This window comes from Amycolatopsis endophytica, from assembly GCF_013410405.1.
Lineage (GTDB): Bacteria > Actinomycetota > Actinomycetes > Mycobacteriales > Pseudonocardiaceae > Amycolatopsis_E > Amycolatopsis_E endophytica.
This window is the reverse complement of sequence record NZ_JACCFK010000001.1, coordinates 2,231,548-2,249,320: the sequence shown is the minus strand read 5'-3', so window position 1 is coordinate 2,249,320 and position 17,773 is coordinate 2,231,548. Positions and strand designations below refer to the sequence as shown.

Sequence of the window (17,773 nt, the reverse complement as noted above, 5' to 3'; positions counted from 1 at the left end):
GCTGTGCGTTTCCTGTGAGCGGCCGCCGCGCACAGCCTCAGCCCACCTCGTACACAGCTCGCACACAGGCTGAGTGCCGACCCTGTGGGTGGCAGGGGTGGCCCCTGCGCCGACCGATGCGAAAGGGACACGATGAGCACGGAGCCGACGACCACCGAGGCACCTGCCGCCGCCTGGGGCGATCCGCAGCCGCCCGCCCCGAAGTGGTCCGGCAGGAAGACCGCGATCGCCGCCGCGGTGGCGGTCGCCATCGCCGCCGTCGGCGGGGTCGCGATCTACCTGGGCACCTCCTCCGACGCCGGCCAGCAGGCGGGCGGTATGGGTGGCTTCCCCGGCGGCCGCGGCATGGGCCAGATGGCTGGCACCGGCGGCACTGCGTCGATCATGCGCGAGGCTCTGCACGGCGACTTCACGGTTTCCGCGGACGGCGGCTACGCCGTCGAGCGCTTCCAGACCGGCGAGGTGAGCGCGCTGAGCGCCACCTCGGTGACGGTCAGGAGCGAGGACGGCTACACCCAGACCTACACGATCGACTCGTCGACGCGGAAGGCCGACGGCCTGGCCACCGGCTCGTCGGTCACCGTGCTGGCGAAGGTCTCCGGCGACACCGCGACGGCGACGTCGATCACCGACAGCTCGCCGGCGGGCCAGCAGGGCGGATTCCCCGGTGGCCAGGGCGGTTTTCCCGGCGGTGCTCAGGGCGGCGGCCCCGGGCAGTCGCGGAACTGAGCGGTGCGGGTGCCGCCGGGTCGTCCGTCGGCCGGGAGCACCCTCACCTACCCGGCGGTAGTTGTGGGCAATAACACACGAGTTCCGATAATCGGAGTCACCGCAGGTCGAACTGGCCCGCCTTGACCCCGTCCAGGAACGCCGCCCACTCGCCCGCGTCGAACACGAAGACCGGGCTGCCCTCCAGCTTGGTGTCGCGGACCCCGACGAGTCCCCGTGCGCCCAGGTTCACCTCGACGCAGTTGCCGCCGTTCGGTTCACTGGCGAAGGACTTCTGCCAGTGCGATTCGTCGAACAGGCTGGCGGCGGTGCGCGGGTCGTATTCGACCGGCCGCGGGTGTTCCGGCATGAGTCCCTACCTCCGTGCAGTCGGTCCCTGGTCCGTTCGCTGGAACCGGGTGGGTCCACTCGGGTGATGCAAGCTTTGACCACTCGACACCTGGATTATTCCAGGAGTAGGATTATTCCCGTCGATCGGGTCGGGTAGAGACCCGGTCCGCAGTGGATGTGCACGTTCTGGGGGTGGTTCGACGGTGCTCGGAGTGCAGGTCGCGGAACGTCCGGCGATGCGCCGTGTGGACCCGTTCATGGTCGTCGGCAAGGTCAACGGCCGCGACGAAGCCGCGCGGGTGGCGACCCCCGCGGACGCCCTGTCCCGGATGCTCGGCTGGCTCGCGCTGGACGACGACGCCTCGGCCGTGTGGTACCTGCGCGAGGACTGGCCAGGGCCGGTCACCGTCATCGGGCGCACGGCTCCCGGACTGACCGGGGAGAGCGGCCGCTGCGCCCACCTGTTCCCACTCGAACCCGGCGCCGTGCTGTGCGGCGCCATGACCGCACGCTGCGGCGCGCGCCTCACCCTGCCCGAGATCGAGTGGCTGACCCTCGGCGCGGGCATGCCGTGCGAGTACTGCCTCGCGAGGGCAGGCGTCTGCCGGAATCCCCGGCCACTACTGGAAGGGGGACGGCAATGACCGTCCGGATCCTGACCGAGGGCCCGACCACACCCCACCACGCCGAGCACCAGCCGGAGGCACCGGTCCGCCGCCGGTGGACGCTGCTGCCGCGCTCGTTCCGCCGCCACTGGCACGCCTGGCGCCACAACGCGGACCTCACCCTGCCGCGGCAGCGCGCCTGACCGCGGCGAGGACGACGTCGAGGAGTCGATCCCGAGCGGGCGGCTTCGGGCTGTGTCGAAGCGACGAACCCGCGGCGGTGCGCGGACTCAGCTCGCACCGCCGCGGATTCGAATCAGCGGAGCTGCCCCATCGAGCCGCCGGTCACCGGTTTGATCTCGCGGCGCAGGATTTTCCCGGTAGGGCCCTTGGGCAAGCTCTCGACGATCTTCACCGACCGCGGGTACTTGTAGGGGGCCAGGACCGTCTTGGCGAAGCTCCGCAGTTCGGCGGGATCCACGGTCTCCCCCGGCTTGAGGGCCACCACGGCAGTGACTTCCTCGCCGAGGCTCGGGTGCGGGACGCCGACGACGGCTGCCTCCGCGACCGCGGGGTGAAGGTAGAGCGCCTCCTCGACCTCACGTGGATACACGTTGTATCCGCCGCGGATGATCAGGTCCTTCTTGCGGTCGACGATCGAGTAGTACCCATCGGCGTCCCGGGTGGCGATGTCGCCGGTGTGGAACCAGCCGTCGCGGATCACCTCGGCGCTGGCGTCGGGGCGGTTCCAGTAGCCCTTCATGACGTTCTCGCCGCGGATCACGATCTCGCCCGGCTCGCCGAAGGGGACGTCCCGGTCCGCGTCGTCCACGAGGCGCATCTCGCAGCCGGGAACCGGCAGGCCGACGGTGCCGGGCCGGCGCTCGTACCCCGGACGGTTCGACGCCACGACCGGCGAGGTCTCCGACAGCCCGTAGCCCTCGTAGACCTCGCAGCCGAAGGTCTGCTCGAAGGTGCGCAGCACCTCGACCGGCATGGCGGACCCGCCTGTCGTGCACAGCCGCAGCGACGTCATGTCCGCCCGCGCGGCGTCGGGGTGGTTCAGCATCGCCGCGTACATGGTGGGGACGCCCTGGAAGACCGTCACCCGGTCCCGGGCGACCACGGCGAGGGCCTTGGCGGGATCGAAGCGGGGGATCAGGGTGAGCACGGCGCCCGCGCGGATCGCGGCATTGAGTCCGCAGGTCAAGCCGAAGACGTGGAACAGCGGCAGGCAGCCCATGATGACGTCGTCGGGGCCGATCCGCAGGATCGTGCCCGCCGTGACCGCGGCATTCGACGACAGGTTGTGGTGGGTCAGCTCGGCGCCTTTGGGCGTCCCGGTCGTGCCCGAGGTGTAGAGGATGACGGCGGTATCCGTGCCGTCCCGGTTCACCGGCTCGGCGAGCGGGGTGCCCGCGAGGTCGAGCGCACCGCTGCCGGGCACCGGGACGTGTCCGATCCCGGCCGCGGCGGCCGCCGCGGCCGGGGCCGGGCCGGCGCCCGCCCAGCTGTAGCACAGCGACGCCTGCGAATCGCGGAGCTGGAACTCGACCTCGCGAGCGGTGAGCAGCGGGTTCATCGGCACGACGACGGCGCCCGCCAGCAGTGCCCCGTAGAACAGCACCGGGAACACGGGCAGGTTGGGGAAGTTCATGGCGATGCGGTCCCCGGGACGGATGCCACGGGCCCGCAGGTCCCCGGCGACCGCGGCGGCGCGGAGGTGGAAGTCCCGGTAGGTCAGGACGTGGTCGTCGAGCCGGATCGCGGGGCGGTCGCCCGCGATCCGGGCGGTGGCGACAAGGTTCGAGGCGAGGTTGGTCATCGTCGTGTCTTCTCTGAGGGGGCCGGCGGAGCGAGCGCGGCGTGGTGGGTGCTGGTGGGCACAGCGGCCCGTCAGGGCGAGGTCTGCCAGTGCAGTGACGGACAGCACGACCGGTGTCATCAGGTGGCGCCGATGCGGGTGGCCATGGGATCTCCCTCCCGCGGGAGTTCAGCCCAGCGAACGGTCGCGGGTGTTCTCCCCGAAAAAACCGACGAGAATCGCGGTGACCAGGGAGAACGCGGCGGTCGTCACGAAGACTCCGTCGAAACCGGCCAGACCGTAGACCGCCGCGACGAGCGCGGCTCCCCCGGCGCCGGCGAGCCGCCCCGCCCCGTTCGACAGCCCCGACCCGAGCCCGCGCAGCGTCGTCGGGAAGACCTCGGGCATGTAGGCGTAGATCGCGGCGGCGTTGGCCTGCAGGAGCAGGGTGATCAGGAAGCCGGCGACGGCGGTCAGCCAGAGGAGGTCGGTGAAGGCGAAGACCACCATGAGCGCGGCTACTACCAAAGAGATGCCGGCGAGGACGTAGCGGCGCTGCCAACGGTCGGTCACCAGCATGGCGGCCAGCGAACCGATCGGCGGCGCGATCGACAGCAGGGTCGCGATGGTCAGCGCGACGTCGGTCGAGTAACCGCGCTCGACGAGCAGGGTCGGCACCCAGGAGTTGAACCCGTAGAACGCGACGATGCCGAACACCAGGGTCAGAGCGGTGATGATCGTGATACGTCGCTGGTTCCCGGTGAACAGCTCCGCGACCTTGCCCTTCGCGGCCGGTGCGGTCCGCTCGGCGAGCACCGGTGCCGGAAGCTCGCCGGAGTAGCGCGACTCCAGGCGGGACACGATCAGGGCGGCGTCCTCGTCGCGCCCGGCCGCGGTCAGCCAGCGGACGGACTCGGGCATCACGAACTGGCCGATGGCGGCGGGGATCAGCCCGAACGCGCCGACCACGAACACCCAGCGCCAGGCCTGCGGGTCCAGTGGGATGATCAGCTTGGCGGCGAACGCGGCGAGCGGTACCCCGAGCAGGCCCAGGCCCAGCACGGCCGCCTGGCAGCGCCCGCGGACCCGGGCGGGGAACATCTCCGTCACGTAGACGGTCAGCGCGCCGATCACGGCCAGAATGCCGACCCCGGACAGGGCCCGGAACACGCCCAGCAACGCGAAGGTCGGCGCGAGCGCGCAGAGGATGGAGGACAGGGCGTAGAGCAGGGTACCGCCGAGGATGATCCGCTTACGGCCGAACCGGTCGGACAACCGGCCGCCGATGAGGGCACCGACGAACATGCCCAGCAGTGACAGCGAATTCAAGTGGCCGACCTGGGCGATCGACAGCCCCCAGTTCGCCTTCATCGCCGGAGCGGCGTAGGCGAGCACATAGTTGTCGACGGTGTCGCCGACGGACAGCAGACCGAGCAGGGGCAGCCACGCCCACTGGGCCCGGCTCATCCGCGGGAGCCGGTCGAGGCGGGCGATGAGCTCGTCGCCGCGAGCCCGGGGCACCGCGGCGGCGGTGGGTACGTCCACGAGTTCCTCCTCGCTGAGGAATGCCCTCTCCCGGTCGAACGACCGGGAGAGGATGGTGCCGTGAGTACGGCCGGATCAGACGGGCAGATCGAGCAGGGGGACGAACTGCTGCCCGCCGTGCATGTCCCGGTCGTCGCGCGAGCCCTGCGTGGTGGGCCGCGGGAACGAGACCTTGACGACGTTGAGGTCCGGGATCGGGAAGACGCGCACGCTCGCCGGGTCGACCTCGTAGGTGCGGCCGACCACCACCGGGTCCGTGAGGCCGGACGCGACGACCCGGTCGAAGGCGAGCCGGTCCGGGAGGAACACGTCGACGGTCAGCCAGAACGGGCCGGCGTTCTTCGCGCGGATGTGGGTGGCGACCTCGCGCAACGTGCTCACTGCCCCACCACCGTCCGCACCGTACGGAACAGGTCCCGCTCGTCGGCCACATCCACCGCGTGCTGGAGCACGAACTCGAACACCTCACCGCGCGTGATCTCCGCGGGCGAGCTGATGAAGGCGAACGTCGGGAACGGGCTGTCGTCGTCGATCGGCAGGTGCAGCATCAGCGGGTTGGCGAACTTCGCCAGGTCCCCGGCCGTCGCCTGGTCGGGGGCGGTCACGGTGAGCACGATGCCGACCTCGCGGGGCGGGATGTCCCGCTCCGGCTCGGCCTCGCCCAGCACGGCGTCGTGCCCGAAGCGGCGCAGCGAGAAGTGGTATTCGTCGGGATTGAGCCCGAACGTCGACGGGACGTGCTTGTCGAGGTAAGCGATCAGCACGCCGCACCACTCGTCGAGCCGGCCGAGGATCTCCGGATCCCGGATTCCGGTGATCAACTGGGACTGGAAGCCGACCGACGCCGCACCCTCCAGCTTGATGGTCTGCTGGGCGACGGGCTCGAAGGTGACTCCTTCCACCCGCACCCGGCGCTCGTCGAGCGCGGTGTAGACCGCGCCGCTGGCGTCGAGCGTGCCCGCCGGCTCACGGAGCCGGAAAGGGTCCGCGTTCTCGTAAAGCATGTGCGCGGCGACGCTGCGGACGCTGCAGCGGGCCTCGGCCGCGAGGGGCTCCACGGTGAAGCCGTTGTCGTCGACGGTCAGCAGGACCCCGCCCGACCTCGGGTTCTCGGTGCAGAGCCCGCCGCACTCGGCGATCTTCGCGGCGTGCCAGGCTGGACCCGCGGGCAGGCCGTGCATCAGTGGCAGCACCGCGGCGAGCGCGGTGTCCGTGGAGCGACCCGCCAGGACGATGTCGGCGCCGTCGCGCAGAGCGTCGGCGAAGGGTTCGGCGCCCATCAGCCCCACGATGTGCCTGCACCGCTCCAGGGTCTCCGGCTTCAGCTCGCCCGCGGTGCCGAGCGGGTGGATCCGGTCCTGGGCGAGCAGTTCCACGAGCTGCGCGGGGTCCTGCTCGGCGTAGATCCGGGTGACCTTGCGGGTGATCCCGAGGTCGGTGCAGATCCCCTCGACGATGTCGTGGACCCAGTCCACGCCCGCGTCCGTCCCGGACGTCCCGCAGGACCCGACGACGAGGGGGATGCCGGCGTCGTGCGCGGCGGGGACGAGCACCCGCAGGTCCCGGTCGACGGCCGCCCGTGCGGTCTTCGCCGTCGCGGTGCCCAGGTAGTGGGGTCCGGAGTCGGTGGAGCCGCCGTCGACGGCGATGATGTCGGCGCCGAGCTCGATACCGCGGGCCACGGTCTCGGGCGGAAAGCCCCCGCCCAGCATGCCCACCGGGAACAGCACCCGGATCGGGTCGGTCATGATGTCACTTCCCTGTCAGTGCGTGGGTGGACCTCCGCGAGCCGCGCGAGCTCGCGCACCCCGGTGCGGGCGGCGGGGAAGCCGCGCAGGGCGTCGCTGAGGGCGGCCACCCGCTCGGCGGGCAGCACCCGGCCGGCGCAGTCGGCGAACTTCTCCCAGAGCACGGGCGGATCGACCGTGGCGTCGTTGTCCGGGAGGTACGGTTCCCGCGTGGCCGTGAACTCGCTCCCGCCGGCCTGGGTGATGCGGATGGTGGCGGCGAAGGAGTTCGGCGTGCCGCCGCGCGGGGCCGGCCGGACGCGCACCTTGCTCATCAGGGCGAGCGTGGCGGGATCGCGGTGGGCGTCCCCGTCGAAGTCCGCCAGGACGACCGAACCGGTCAGCAGGGCGCGCGAGGTCACGTACTGCACGCTGAACTTGCCCGACAGGGCCTCGGTCAGCACCGGGCGGTCCGTGTGCGGCATGCGGTTCGGGTCGACGACGATCTCGATGTCTTCGACGCTGTCCGCGTCGAACCCGTCCGTCCCGCGGATCACCCGTGCGGCCTCGATCGCGCCGTGCGTGCTGTGGCAGCAGGGGTAGATCTTGATCGGGTTGCGCTCGGAGCAGGCCAGCGGGGGCCCGTCCAGCCCGGCGACGATGCGCGAGGCGTCGTAGCCGGACGCACCCTGGTACAACGGCAGGAAACCCTGGTGGTGGTCCAGCGCGCCGGGATTGGCGGTCGAGCCCGCCTCCGCGAGCCGGGCGGCGAAGATCCCGTTGCGGACCGCCTGGCCGACGTGCAGGGACTTCGTCATCGTGCCGAAGTTCGCCTTCACCCCGGCCGCGTGCGACACCGCGACCGCCATGGCCGTCGCGGTGCGCTCCGCGGAGAGTCCGAGCAACCGCGCGGCGGCCGCGGCGACACCGATGACGCCGAGGGTGGCCGTCGGGTGCCAACCACGCTGGTAGTGGCCGGGGTTGAGGCCGTACGCCAGCCGGATCATGACCTCATAGCCGGCCGTGTAGGCGACCGCGATGTCCGCAGCGGTCGCGTCGGTCTCCTCGCCGAGGGCCAGCAGTGCCGGGACGAGCAGGGCCGAGGGGTGTCCGCCCATCGCCGAGTTGCCGTCGTCGAGGTCCAGGGCGTGCGCGGCGACCCCGTTGAGCAGCCCGGCGTCCAGGGCGGGGACGCGGTCGGCGGTGCCCAGCACCAGGCTGCCGGTCTCGGCAGGCGTGATGCCCGCGGCGGTGCGGATCGCCGTGATCCCGGCGAAGTCCGCGCCGGCGAGCGCCACGCCCAGGGTGTCGGCGAACGCCGTGCGCACGAGCCGGCGGGCGTGGTCGTCCAGGTCCTCGTACCGGACCGCGGTGGTCTTCTCGGCCAGTGCGGACAGGAGCGCGACCGGGGCCTCAGCGGTTTCGGATGATCCGGACGGCGCTGGTGCCGTCCCGGCGGTGGTCGTCACGCTCAGGCTCCCGTGCCGCGGCTGACGAACACGCGCTCGCCGGTGGGCGAGGGGAAGCCGCCGCGCGGGACGCCGGGCCGGATGTCGCCGTAGAACTCCTTCATGGCCTCGTTGAGCGGGCGCGAGTTGGCGGGGGCCAGCCACAACCGCAGCAGGTGCCGCTTGCGGTCCTCCTCCTCCCAGTCCTCGAACTCGGTGCGGGCGTGGTAGATCACGTGGTTGTTGAGGAACTGGAAGTCGCCCGGCTCGAACATCATCGAGGTGTGGAAGCGCGGGTCGTCGTTGAGCGAGATGAGCAGGTTCATCGCCTCGGTCTGCGCGTCGGTCAGCGGGGGTACGCCCTCGAGTTCCTGGGCGGACCAGATGTGCGGCGCAAGCCAGCGCGAGGAGAAGCGGCCGTCCTCGAAGCTGAAGATCGGCTGCTGGAAGTACGGTTTCGTGCCGGGCTTCTCGCTGCCCTTCCAGGAGTGGTAGAAGGGCTGCTGGAGCACCTCGAACAGGTCGGGGCGGGTGCGGGCGATTTCGTCGGCGACGGCGACCGAGCTGCAGAACAGGCTCCGCCCGCCGCTCTTCGCGGTCCGCAGTACCAACAGGGCGACGATGTCGGCGCTGTCGGTGTGGAAGCCCAGACCTTCGCGGGACATGTAGCCCCGGCCCTTCTGCGTGATGGCGGACTGGCCGGCGTCGCGGACGTCACCGAGCATGTCGCCCTTGAAGCTTTGCGAGCGGGCGACGCCCATGTGCAGGCCGACACCCCAGTAGATCAACCGCATCTCGTCCTTGGTGAACCGTTCGACCGGCAGGCCGCGGAGTACGAACAGGCCGAGGTCGTTCTCGAGGCGGTCGAGGGCGAGGACCAGCGCGTCGGTGAAGGTGTCGAGAGGGAACGTCTCGCGGGTCAGCGTCTCGATCGTCGCGCCGGCGGCCTTCGATGCGGCGAGTGCGTTCTCGATGTCGGCGATGTCCGCGGGGGTGAGCCGGTAGATCCAGCGGTTCTTGTCCTCCAGGTCCGCGGGCAACCAGGCCAGGTCCTTGCTGAGCGGAGAATACGTCACAGCCGCCTCCTTGCGTCTTGATATCTGCGAGTTGCTATAGCAGATAGAACCGCGCTGATGCCGGAGTGTCAAGGGCCGGTTTCCGCCCGCTCAGTCGAGGTCGGTGTTGAGCAGCAGGCGCCGCGAGGAGTCGACCTGCTCGCGGGTCAGCCGCTCGACGCGGTCCGCGTCCCGGGCCCGCAGCGCGTCGACGATCTCCCGATGGATCCGCAACCGGGCCACCCGCTCTTCGGGGGACCACTGCCCGATCAGCCGGACGCGCCGGGCCCGCCCGAACACACCGGCACTGGAGGCCAGCGAACTCAGCGAGTCGTTGCCCGCGGCCCGGCGCAGGACGGCGTCGAACCGGTCCGCGGTCTGCTGGGCCACCTCGATGTCATCCCGCACCTCGTCGCTGCCCAGCTCGTCGACGATCTCGGCGAGTTGATCGATCTCTTCGTCGGTGATCTTCATCGTGGCGAAGCGGGCCAGGGCGCCCCGCAGCAGGGACTCCGCGTAGAGCAGCTCTCGGACCGTTTCGCTGGAGTGCCTGGCAACGACGAGCGCGCGCGTCGAGAGCCGCTCGACCAGGTGCTCCTGCTCGAGCCGGCGCAGCGCCTCGCGTACCGGCGTGGGGCTCACGCCGAGCAGCAAGGCCAGGTTGCGTTCCGTGATCTTCTGCCCGGGGGCGAGTCCCCCGCTGGCGATGGTCTCGCGGATCCGCTGGTAGGCGCGCTCGGCAAGCGACTCAGGCCGGTCGAGCGACGACAGGGGGCTCGCGGCGGGTTCGGTCACGATGGCTCCTCGCGGACGGTGCCGCGATCATCGACGGCAACGGACGGCAGCTACATGCTATGGCGAACCTCAAAAGGCGTCCACGAGTGGGGCATCGCGCGATATCAGGAGAGGCTTGCGACTTGCTATGGCAAGTTGCAGACTGATTCATCGCGCCGCTCTCGCGGTCGGTGCCGCGGCGGCCGCGAACCGTCGGCGACCTTCTACGCGCCCATGGCGACGCGGTACTTGTCGGCGAGGCCCTTGAGGAACTGGCGGGTGTCCTGACGCTCCATCGCGGCGCCGCGGAGGCGGTCCCAGGCGTCGACGAAGAGCTGGAAGTCCTTCTGGTCGTCGAGGTAGATGCCGCCCGCCGAGTGTTCGATGTAGACGAAGTCCCTGGTGCGGTCGGGGAACCGCATGATCGTGAAGTCGTTCGGCACCGCCGCCAGCCGGGCCGCGAACGGCAGCACGTGGATGTACACGCGCTGGCGCCGGTCCAGTTCCAGCAGGTGCTCGATCTGGTCCAGCATCACGGCGGGCGCCTGCCCGCCCGGCGCGCGGTGCAGCGCGGCCTCGCTGACGATGAACCGGTAGTACGGCGGCTGCGGCTGGTCGAACACGGACTTGCGGTCCAGCCGGTTGCGCACCAGCGAGGTGACGTCGGTGGCGCCGAACTCGGTGAACTGCTTGAGCATGTAGTGCTCGGACTGCAGCGGCCCGGGGATGCGCTCGCCGTGCCACGTCATGATCTCCACGGCGGCGGGTTCGAGGTCGGTGAACGTCCGGAACCAGTGCGGGACGACCGACCGGTAGCCGGACCACGCACCGCGCTGGCCCGCCGCGGCTCGCGCCAGGCTCATCAGGGTCTCCGACTCGTCGCCGTTGATGCCGAAAGCCTCGAGCATGGACCGCACGTCGCCGAGTTTCACGCCCACCGCGCCGGACTCGATCTTGTTGACCTTGCCCTGGGTGCACCCGAGCACGTCGGCGACCTGCTGCTGGGTCATCTTGGCGGCCTGTCGCGCGTGGCGGAGCTCGTTGCCGAGTTGCTTGCGACGGGAAGTAACGGTGCTAGCCATTGCCTATATCCGCGTCCTCACCCGCTCCACGGCACCTCTGTCCCGCCTCGTCCCCTGGTAGTGGAACCCGTCACCGTACTCCATACCGCACCGTGACGCGGCAGTGACAGCGTGAAGCATGGCAGGAAACGCCCGCGAATGCTAGTTACTCACGCGTTCACCTGGGCTTATGACGATCCGCGCTAGGGTGCGATGAGAGTTTCAGACAGGGAAGGCGCACATGAGCAAGAAGGCGAGCATCGGGGTCACGGGACTGGCTGTCATGGGCCGGAACCTGGCACGCAACCTGGCGCGGCACGGGCACACCGTCGCCCTGCACAACCGGTCCGAGCAGCGCACCCGCGACCTGGTCGAGCAGTTCGGCGACGAGGGCGAGTTCGTCCCCACCTACTCCGCGCAGGAGTTCGTGGACGCGCTCGAGCGGCCGCGCAAGCTGGTGATCATGGTCAAGGCGGGCGGGCCGACCGACGCCGTCATCGAGGAGTTCGCGCCGCTGCTCGAAGAGGGCGATGTGATCGTCGACGCGGGCAACGCGCACTTCGCCGACACCCGCCGCCGTGAGGCGGCCCTGCGGGAGCGCGGGCTGCACTTCGTCGGCACCGGTGTCTCCGGCGGTGAGGAAGGCGCGCTGCACGGGCCGAGCATCATGCCCGGCGGGTCCAAGGAGTCCTACGAGTCCCTCGGGCCGCTGTTCGAGAGCATCTCGGCGAAGGTCGACGGCGACCCGTGCTGCACGCACATCGGCCCGGACGGCGCCGGGCACTTCGTGAAGATGGTGCACAACGGCATCGAGTACTCCGACATGCAGCTGATCGCGGAGTCCTTCGACCTGCTGCGCGGTGCGCTCGGGTACGAGCCCGCGCAGATCGCCGAGGTTTTCCGCACCTGGAACACCGGGCGGCTCGACTCGTACCTGATCGAGATCACCGCCGAGGTCCTCGCGCACACCGACGCCGCGACCGGCAGGCCGTTCGTGGACGTCGTGGCCGACCAGGCCGAGCAGAAGGGCACCGGGCGCTGGACCGTCCAGATCGGACTGGACCTCGGGGTGCCGATCAGCGGCATCGCGGAGGCTGTGTTCGCGCGGTCGTTGTCCGGCAGCGCGGACCTGCGCAAGGCGAGCCGCGGCCTGCCCGGCCCGTCCCGCGCCCCCCTGACCGGCGCGGCGGCGGAGACCTTCGCCGACGACGTCGAGCGCGCGCTGTACGCGTCGAAGATCGTCGCCTACGCGCAGGGCTTCAACCAGATCCAGGCCGGTGGCGCCGAGTACGGCTGGGACATCGACCTCGGTGCGCTGGCCGCGATCTGGCGCGGTGGCTGCATTATCCGGGCGAAGTTCCTGGACGACATCCGCGCCGCCTACGCGGCCGAGCCTGCCCTGCCGACGCTGCTCACCGCGGGCGACTTCCGCAAGGCCGTCGAGGATGCGCAGGATTCGTGGCGTTCGGTGATCTCGACCGCGGTGCGGCTGGGCATCCCGACGCCGGGCTTCTCCACCGCGCTGGCCTACTACGACGGTCTGCGGGCGGAGCGGCTCCCGGCTGCCCTGGTGCAGGGGCAGCGCGACTACTTCGGCGCGCACACCTACCGCAGGGTCGACCGGGAGGGCTCCTTCCACACCCGCTGGGCCGAGGACGACCGGCCCGAAGCCGGGGCGTAGTTCCTCGCGTGACGGGCGTCCTCGCGGGCGCCCGTCACGCGTCGGGGAACATCATCCGCAGCATCGCGCGGATCTCCTCCTCGACGGCGTCCTTGGTGATGCCCAGTTCCGTGAGCACGTCGAACGCCGGGCCCTCGGCCTGGTCGAGCAGGGCCAGCAGCATGTGCTCGGTACCGACGTAGTTGTGCCCGAGCCGCAACGCTTCCCGCACGGTCAGCTCGACGACCTTGCGCGCGGCCGGGCTGAACGGGATGTGCACGGGCAGCTCGTCGACCCGTGGCGGCAGGGTCGCGTTGACGGCCTCGCCGATCTGCTCGGGCGTCGCCCCGAGCTTCTCGATCGCCTTCGCGGCAAGACCTTCCCGCTGGTCGATCACGCCGACCAGGACGTGCCCGGTGCCGATCTGCTCGCTTCCGGCACCCCGTGCCAGCTTCTCGGCGGCCACGATCGCGGCACGGGCACGCTCGGTGAACCGGCTGAACGCGGCGACGTCCGCGGACTCCTTGGGCACGAACCGTTTCTGCGCCGCCTGCTTCGACACCCCCATGCTGGTCCCGATGTCGGTCCAGGACGCGCCGGACCGCCGGGCCTGGTCGACGAAGTGGCCGATCAGATGGTCGGCGAGATCGCCAAGGTACTCGCCGAGCATGACCGCGTCGGCCAGGTGCTGCAGCGGGTCGGCGTCGGGGTGCTGTCGTTTGACGGCCTCGATCAGATCGTCGAGGCGAACTGTGTTCGTCATGCGTCAACCATAGGTTGACGATCTGCGTTTCGTCAACCTCGGGTTGACGGCCCCACCGCTACGCGGGTTTGGGCGCGACGCGCGTACCTCGGACACCGGGCTCGCAAGCTCGCAATCGGTGAGGCCGCCCCAATTTCCGATTGTTTCAACGGCCGAGCAGGCGCCGTCAAGGCGGGAAAGCGTGCCTTGACAGCACCTGATCGTCCGCTGAACCAGGCTGAGGATCGGGGTGCGGGGGAGGACTGGACGGCAGGCGGGCTGCGTTGCGTCGCCGGGTGCCGGTTGCGAGCGTGGAACTCGCGCGCGGGAGTGTGGGACTCGCGGGCGCCATCGGCGAGTCCCACCTTCCCGACGCCGAGTCCCACACTCAGCACCCCGAACCCCCCATTCGCCAACCGCCACCCGGCAACGCAAGGCAGCCACCCCCGAACCAGCCCTCTCCCGCAACCCGATCCCCAGCCAGCTTTGGCGGCCGATCAGGCGGGTCAAGGCACGCTTTCCCGCCTTGACGCGTCTGCTCGGCCGCCAAAGACACTGAAAGATCGGGTTCGGCAGGGGCGATCGGGGCATAGCGAAGCGAAGCCGGCGCAGTAGATACGCGCGTAGCGCAAAGAACCCGCGTAGCGCCACCACCCACGTAGCGCCAAAACCGAGCCCTCAAGCGAAAGGCAACCCCACGTAGTTCTCCGCAACGCTCGTCGCCGCCGCGCGGGACGAAGCCGTGTACCGGAGTTGCGACAGCTGCAAGCGCCGGGAGAAGGCGTCCGCCGCCGGGTCCACATGCAGCATCGAGGTCATGTACCAGGAGAAGTGCTCGGCACGCCAGACCCGGCGCAGGCAGGTGTCCGAATAGGACTCCGCCAGCTCGCTCCGCTTGTGCTGCACCAGTTCCACCAGCGCACGGGACAGCACACGGACGTCGGCGACCGCGAGGTTCATCCCCTTGGCGCCGGTGGGCGGGACGATGTGCGCCGCGTCGCCGGCGAGGAACAGGCGGCCGTACTGCATGGGTTCGGTGACGAAGCTGCGCATCGGCGTGATGCCCTTGTCCAAGATCGGGCCCTCGCGCAGCACGAAGTCCCGCGCGTTCGTCGTGAGGCGGACCTCCAGCTCCGACCAGATCCGGTCGTCGGACCAGCCCTCGATCTTCTCGTCGCTGGGCACCTGCAGGTAGAGCCTCGTGATCTCCGGGGACCGCATGCTGTGCAGGGCGAATCCGCGCTCGTGGTGGGCGTAGATCAGCTCCTCGTGCGAAGGCGGCGTCCGCGCGAGGACACCCAGCCAGGCGAAGGGGTAGGTCCGGTCGAACGTCTGCACGCGGTCGGCGGGGATCGTCGGGCGGCTGATGCCGTGGAAGCCGTCGCAGCCGGCGATCACGTCGCAGTCCAGGGTCCGCGCGGCGCCGTCGGCGTCGCGGTAGGTGACGCGCGGGCTGTCCGTGTCGACGTCGTGCAGTTCGACGTCGGAAACCTCGAAGTGGATCGGGTAGCCCCCGGCCTCGTGCGCGGCGATCAGGTCCTTGACGATCTCCTGCTGCCCGTACACGGTGATGGACTTGCCGGTCAGCTCGGTCAGCGCGATGCGGTGGTCCTGCCCGTCGAACCGCAGCGAGAACCCGTGGTGCGGCAGGCCCTCCGCGTCCATCCGGGCACCGACCCCGATCTCGCGCAACAGCTCGACCGTGGGGTGCTCGCATACGCCCGCCCGCACCCGCTTTTCGACGTAGGAGCGGCTGCGTGCCTCCAGGACGACGGCGTCGACACCCTCGGCGTGCAGCAGGTACGACAGCAGCAGCCCGGCCGGCCCGGCGCCGATGATCCCGACCTGTGTGCGCGTCACCGCGACCTCCCAACCTCGTTGTTCCGGCCCCCAGCATGCGGGCGGGTCACCGCCGGGGCCAGCACTACTTCCACTGAGTGGAAGCTACGGTCGCAGTCCGGCGACGAGGAACCCGACCAGCCGTCGCGCGTCGTAGGCCGGGTCGTGTTCGGCGCCGACGCAGAGGTTTCCCACGCCACGCAGCAGTTCGTAGGTCGTGATGTCCGAGGCGATCTCGCCGGACTCCTTCGCGGCGTCGAGCAGCTGGGCCCCCACGGGCTGAAGGCGTTCGAGGAACCACGCGTGCAGCGCCTGGAACCCGGCGTCGTCCGAGCGCAGCACACCGGCGAGCCCGTGCTTGGTGACCAGGAAGTCGACGAACAGGCTGACCCACTCCACCAGTGCGGCGTAGGGGGTTTCGCTGGAGGCCAGCAGCGCGGGCCCGGCCTCGGCGCAGGCTTCGACCTGGTGCCGGTACACGGCGATGATCAGGTCGGCGCGGGTCGGGAAGTGGCGGTAGATCGTGCCCATCCCGACACCGGCCCTGGCCGCGATGTCCCGCACCGGCGCCTCCACGCCGGACTCGACGAATGCCGCGGCGGCCGCGTCGAGCAGCGCCTCCTGATTGCGCCGTGCGTCCGCCCGCTTGGCCCGGCCCGCGTCCTTGTTCACGCGATGACTCCTTCCTTGCCAAGCGGAACAATGCTCCGTATCGTTACTGGAGCAACGTTCCGCTTAACTCAGTATGGAGGACCGGGTCCATGTCGCACACATCCCTGCCCAGTTTCGGCATCGCGACCTACCCGCAGCAGGTCGGCTACGACGATGTGCTGCGGGTCTGGCGCGAGGCCGACGCGATCCCGGAGATCGAGCACGCCTGGCTGTTCGACCACCTCATGCCGATCTGGGGCCCTCCGGACGGGCCGATCTTCGAAGGCTGGACGCTGCTGTCGGCGATGGCCGCCCAGACCGAGCGGATGCGCCTCGGCCTGCTCGTGACCAGCAACCGGTTCCGGCCGCCCGCGATGCTCGCCAAGATCGCCACCACGGTGGACGTCGTCTCCGGCGGACGGCTCGATTTCGGCATCGGCGCCGGCTCCCGTCAGAGCGTCCCGATGGCCCGGCGCGAGTACGACGCGCACGGCCTGCCCTATCACGACGCGGACCACGCCGTGGCCGCGCTCGGCGAGGCGTGCACGGTCATCCGGAAGCTGTGGACCGAGGAGGTCCCGTTCGACTTCCACGGCGAGCACGTGCGGCTCACCAGCGCGTTCGCCAACCCCAAGCCCGTCCAGCGCCCGCACCCGCCCATCATGATCGGCGGCCGCGCGTCGGGAACGCTGCGGGTGGTCGCCGAGCACGCCGACCTGTGGAACATCCCGGGCGGCGGCGACATCGACGATCTGGTGGGGCGCAGCAAGCTCCTGGACCGCTTCTGCGCCGAGATCGGCCGCGATCCCCGCGAGATCACCCGCTCGATCGCCCTGCCCGTGTCCTACGACCAGCCGGAGACGACCCGCGCCAAGATCCGCGAAGCGACCGGCGCCGGGTTCACCCACGTCGTGCTCGGCCTCGCCGATCCCTATCCGGAGGGCGTCGCGAAGTGGGTCGCCGACGAGCTGATCGCGAAGCTCTAACTGGGTTGTCGTAGCGCGCGGGGAGCCCCCAGCGTCCGCGAGATCCCCCGCGCGGCGGCCCGCACCGCGGGCACCATCGACCGCGGGTCCGGCCCCGAGGCGGGGATGACGATCGAAATCGCGGCGACCACGGTGTCGTCCGCGCCGTGGACCGGCGCGGCGACCGACAGCGACACCATCTCGACCTGCCGGTCGCTGATCACGTAGCCGTCGCGCCGGACGTCGGCCAGTACGCGCCGCAGCTCTTCGGCCGAGGTGATCGTCTTGCCGGTGTACCGGCGCAGCGGCGCGGCCAGCACCTGCTCCTGGACCTCCGCCGGAGCGTGCGCGAGCAGCACCAGCCCGACCCCGGTCGCGTGCGCGGCCAGCCGTCCGCCGGGGCGGGACACGATGCTGACCGCGTTGCGCCCGGAGATCCGCTCGACGTAGACCACGTCGGGCACGTCCAGCACCGCGAGCTGGACGTTCTCGTGCGTGGCCTCGTAGAGGTCCTCCAGGAAGGGCATCGCGGCGTCGCGCAGCACCGGGCCACGCGGCGACAGCGACGCGACCTCCCACAACCACAACCCGACCCGGTAGCGCCCGTCGTCCTGCCGCTCCAGAGCGCCGCGCCGGGCCAGCTCGCCGACGATCCGGTGGGTCGTCGACAGCGGCAGGCCGGTGCGGCGGCTCAGCTCGGACAGGGTCAGTGCGGGCCGGTCCGGGGTGAACGCGGCCAGCACGTCGAGCACGCGATCGACGACGGAAGGCGCCTGCGCCGAAGTGTGCCGCATCCGACCAGGTTAGAGACTGTTTCGGCAGCGGCTTGCGTGGCGGT

18 protein-coding genes are annotated in these 17,773 nt (G+C 70.6%); 5 read left to right on the top strand and 13 right to left on the bottom strand.

Going from position 1 to position 17,773, the window contains the following annotated elements; translation table 11 throughout:
• Nucleotides 1-132: 132 nt before the first annotated feature.
• A complete protein-coding gene (locus HNR02_RS11195) occupies nucleotides 133-729 on the top strand; it encodes a hypothetical protein (RefSeq protein WP_179773073.1) in 597 nt (198 codons plus the stop codon).
• Nucleotides 730-826: 97 nt separating this feature from the next.
• Here HNR02_RS11195 and HNR02_RS11190 read toward each other — a convergent pair whose 3' ends face one another.
• Nucleotides 827-1,078, bottom strand: a complete 252-nt coding sequence (locus HNR02_RS11190) for a DUF397 domain-containing protein (protein ID WP_179773072.1) — start codon at nucleotides 1,076-1,078, stop codon at nucleotides 827-829.
• Nucleotides 1,079-1,271: 193 nt separating this feature from the next.
• Between HNR02_RS11190 and HNR02_RS11185 the strand changes: the two genes are divergently transcribed.
• Nucleotides 1,272-1,703 (top strand): hypothetical protein, encoded by a 432-nt coding sequence (locus HNR02_RS11185; RefSeq protein ID WP_312860973.1) that lies wholly within the window; start codon nucleotides 1,272-1,274, stop codon nucleotides 1,701-1,703.
• Complete coding sequence (locus tag HNR02_RS11180; RefSeq protein ID WP_179773070.1) at nucleotides 1,700-1,867, top strand: hypothetical protein; 168 nt, start codon at nucleotides 1,700-1,702, stop codon at nucleotides 1,865-1,867. The genes HNR02_RS11185 and HNR02_RS11180 overlap by 4 nt, the downstream gene beginning before the upstream one ends.
• A 113-nt stretch (nucleotides 1,868-1,980) precedes the next feature.
• On the opposite strand, the gene HNR02_RS11175 is transcribed toward HNR02_RS11180, so the two are convergent.
• The 8 genes from HNR02_RS11175 to HNR02_RS11140 all read right to left on the bottom strand — a co-directional run bounded on the left by HNR02_RS11175 (nucleotide 1,981) and on the right by HNR02_RS11140 (nucleotide 11,099).
• Nucleotides 1,981-3,489, bottom strand: coding sequence for a long-chain-fatty-acid--CoA ligase (locus HNR02_RS11175; RefSeq protein WP_179773069.1), 1,509 nt, complete (start codon nucleotides 3,487-3,489; stop codon nucleotides 1,981-1,983).
• Nucleotides 3,490-3,657: 168 nt separating this feature from the next.
• The gene (locus HNR02_RS11170) at nucleotides 3,658-5,013 is read right to left on the bottom strand and encodes an MFS transporter (RefSeq protein WP_179773068.1); all 1,356 of its coding nucleotides are present in this window, start codon (nucleotides 5,011-5,013) and stop codon (nucleotides 3,658-3,660) included.
• Between the two features lie 75 nt (nucleotides 5,014-5,088).
• On the bottom strand, nucleotides 5,089-5,394 hold the full coding sequence (locus HNR02_RS11165) for a DUF4387 domain-containing protein (RefSeq protein ID WP_312860972.1): 306 nt from the start codon (nucleotides 5,392-5,394) through the stop codon (nucleotides 5,089-5,091).
• The gene (locus HNR02_RS11160) at nucleotides 5,391-6,761 is read right to left on the bottom strand and encodes an acyclic terpene utilization AtuA family protein (RefSeq protein WP_179773067.1); all 1,371 of its coding nucleotides are present in this window, start codon (nucleotides 6,759-6,761) and stop codon (nucleotides 5,391-5,393) included. The genes HNR02_RS11165 and HNR02_RS11160 overlap by 4 nt, the downstream gene beginning before the upstream one ends.
• Complete coding sequence (locus HNR02_RS11155; RefSeq protein WP_179773066.1) at nucleotides 6,758-8,209, bottom strand: MmgE/PrpD family protein; 1,452 nt, start codon at nucleotides 8,207-8,209, stop codon at nucleotides 6,758-6,760. The genes HNR02_RS11160 and HNR02_RS11155 overlap by 4 nt, the downstream gene beginning before the upstream one ends.
• Nucleotides 8,210-8,211: 2 nt before the next feature.
• Entirely contained in the window at nucleotides 8,212-9,264 is a 1,053-nt protein-coding gene (locus tag HNR02_RS11150) for a TauD/TfdA family dioxygenase (RefSeq protein WP_179773065.1), read from the bottom strand.
• 90 nt (nucleotides 9,265-9,354) lie between these two features.
• Nucleotides 9,355-10,038 (bottom strand): GntR family transcriptional regulator, encoded by a 684-nt coding sequence (locus HNR02_RS11145; protein WP_179773064.1) that lies wholly within the window; start codon nucleotides 10,036-10,038, stop codon nucleotides 9,355-9,357.
• Between the two features lie 203 nt (nucleotides 10,039-10,241).
• The gene (locus HNR02_RS11140) at nucleotides 10,242-11,099 is read right to left on the bottom strand and encodes a helix-turn-helix domain-containing protein (RefSeq protein WP_179773063.1); all 858 of its coding nucleotides are present in this window, start codon (nucleotides 11,097-11,099) and stop codon (nucleotides 10,242-10,244) included.
• A 220-nt stretch (nucleotides 11,100-11,319) separates the two neighbouring features.
• Between HNR02_RS11140 and gnd the strand changes: the two genes are divergently transcribed.
• Entirely contained in the window at nucleotides 11,320-12,759 is a 1,440-nt protein-coding gene (gene gnd, locus HNR02_RS11135; RefSeq protein ID WP_179773062.1) for an NADP-dependent phosphogluconate dehydrogenase, read from the top strand.
• Between the two features lie 34 nt (nucleotides 12,760-12,793).
• Here gnd and HNR02_RS11130 read toward each other — a convergent pair whose 3' ends face one another.
• The 3 genes from HNR02_RS11130 to HNR02_RS11120 form a co-directional block, all read right to left on the bottom strand.
• Nucleotides 12,794-13,501, bottom strand: coding sequence for a Clp protease N-terminal domain-containing protein (locus HNR02_RS11130; RefSeq protein ID WP_179773061.1), 708 nt, complete (start codon nucleotides 13,499-13,501; stop codon nucleotides 12,794-12,796).
• A 657-nt stretch (nucleotides 13,502-14,158) separates the two neighbouring features.
• A complete protein-coding gene (gene pobA, locus HNR02_RS11125; protein WP_179773060.1) occupies nucleotides 14,159-15,340 on the bottom strand; it encodes a 4-hydroxybenzoate 3-monooxygenase in 1,182 nt (393 codons plus the stop codon).
• A gap of 84 nt (nucleotides 15,341-15,424) precedes the next feature.
• Nucleotides 15,425-15,991, bottom strand: coding sequence for a TetR/AcrR family transcriptional regulator (locus HNR02_RS11120; RefSeq protein WP_179773059.1), 567 nt, complete (start codon nucleotides 15,989-15,991; stop codon nucleotides 15,425-15,427).
• An 89-nt stretch (nucleotides 15,992-16,080) separates the two neighbouring features.
• Between HNR02_RS11120 and HNR02_RS11115 the strand changes: the two genes are divergently transcribed.
• Nucleotides 16,081-16,956, top strand: a complete 876-nt coding sequence (locus HNR02_RS11115) for an LLM class flavin-dependent oxidoreductase (RefSeq protein ID WP_179773058.1) — start codon at nucleotides 16,081-16,083, stop codon at nucleotides 16,954-16,956.
• Here the strand turns inward: HNR02_RS11115 and HNR02_RS11110 are convergent.
• A complete protein-coding gene (locus HNR02_RS11110) occupies nucleotides 16,953-17,729 on the bottom strand; it encodes an IclR family transcriptional regulator (protein WP_179773057.1) in 777 nt (258 codons plus the stop codon). The genes HNR02_RS11115 and HNR02_RS11110 overlap by 4 nt on opposite strands.
• Nucleotides 17,730-17,773 lie beyond the last annotated feature (44 nt).

Bases quoted from the DNA above. Each gene is read 5' to 3' on its own strand.
- HNR02_RS11190 (WP_179773072.1), bottom strand. From the start codon at position 1,078: ATGCCGGAACACCCGCGGCCGGTCGAATACGACCCGCGCACCGCCGCC.
- HNR02_RS11195 (WP_179773073.1), top strand. From the start codon at position 133: ATGAGCACGGAGCCGACGACCACCGAGGCACCTGCCGCCGCCTGGGGC.
- HNR02_RS11140 (WP_179773063.1), bottom strand. From the start codon at position 11,099: ATGGCTAGCACCGTTACTTCCCGTCGCAAGCAACTCGGCAACGAGCTC.
- HNR02_RS11110 (WP_179773057.1), bottom strand. From the start codon at position 17,729: ATGCGGCACACTTCGGCGCAGGCGCCTTCCGTCGTCGATCGCGTGCTC.
- HNR02_RS11180 (WP_179773070.1), top strand. From the start codon at position 1,700: ATGACCGTCCGGATCCTGACCGAGGGCCCGACCACACCCCACCACGCC.
- HNR02_RS11175 (WP_179773069.1), bottom strand. From the start codon at position 3,489: ATGACCAACCTCGCCTCGAACCTTGTCGCCACCGCCCGGATCGCGGGC.
- HNR02_RS11115 (WP_179773058.1), top strand. From the start codon at position 16,081: ATGTCGCACACATCCCTGCCCAGTTTCGGCATCGCGACCTACCCGCAG.
- gnd (WP_179773062.1), top strand. From the start codon at position 11,320: ATGAGCAAGAAGGCGAGCATCGGGGTCACGGGACTGGCTGTCATGGGC.
- HNR02_RS11160 (WP_179773067.1), bottom strand. From the start codon at position 6,761: ATGACCGACCCGATCCGGGTGCTGTTCCCGGTGGGCATGCTGGGCGGG.
- HNR02_RS11130 (WP_179773061.1), bottom strand. From the start codon at position 13,501: ATGACGAACACAGTTCGCCTCGACGATCTGATCGAGGCCGTCAAACGA.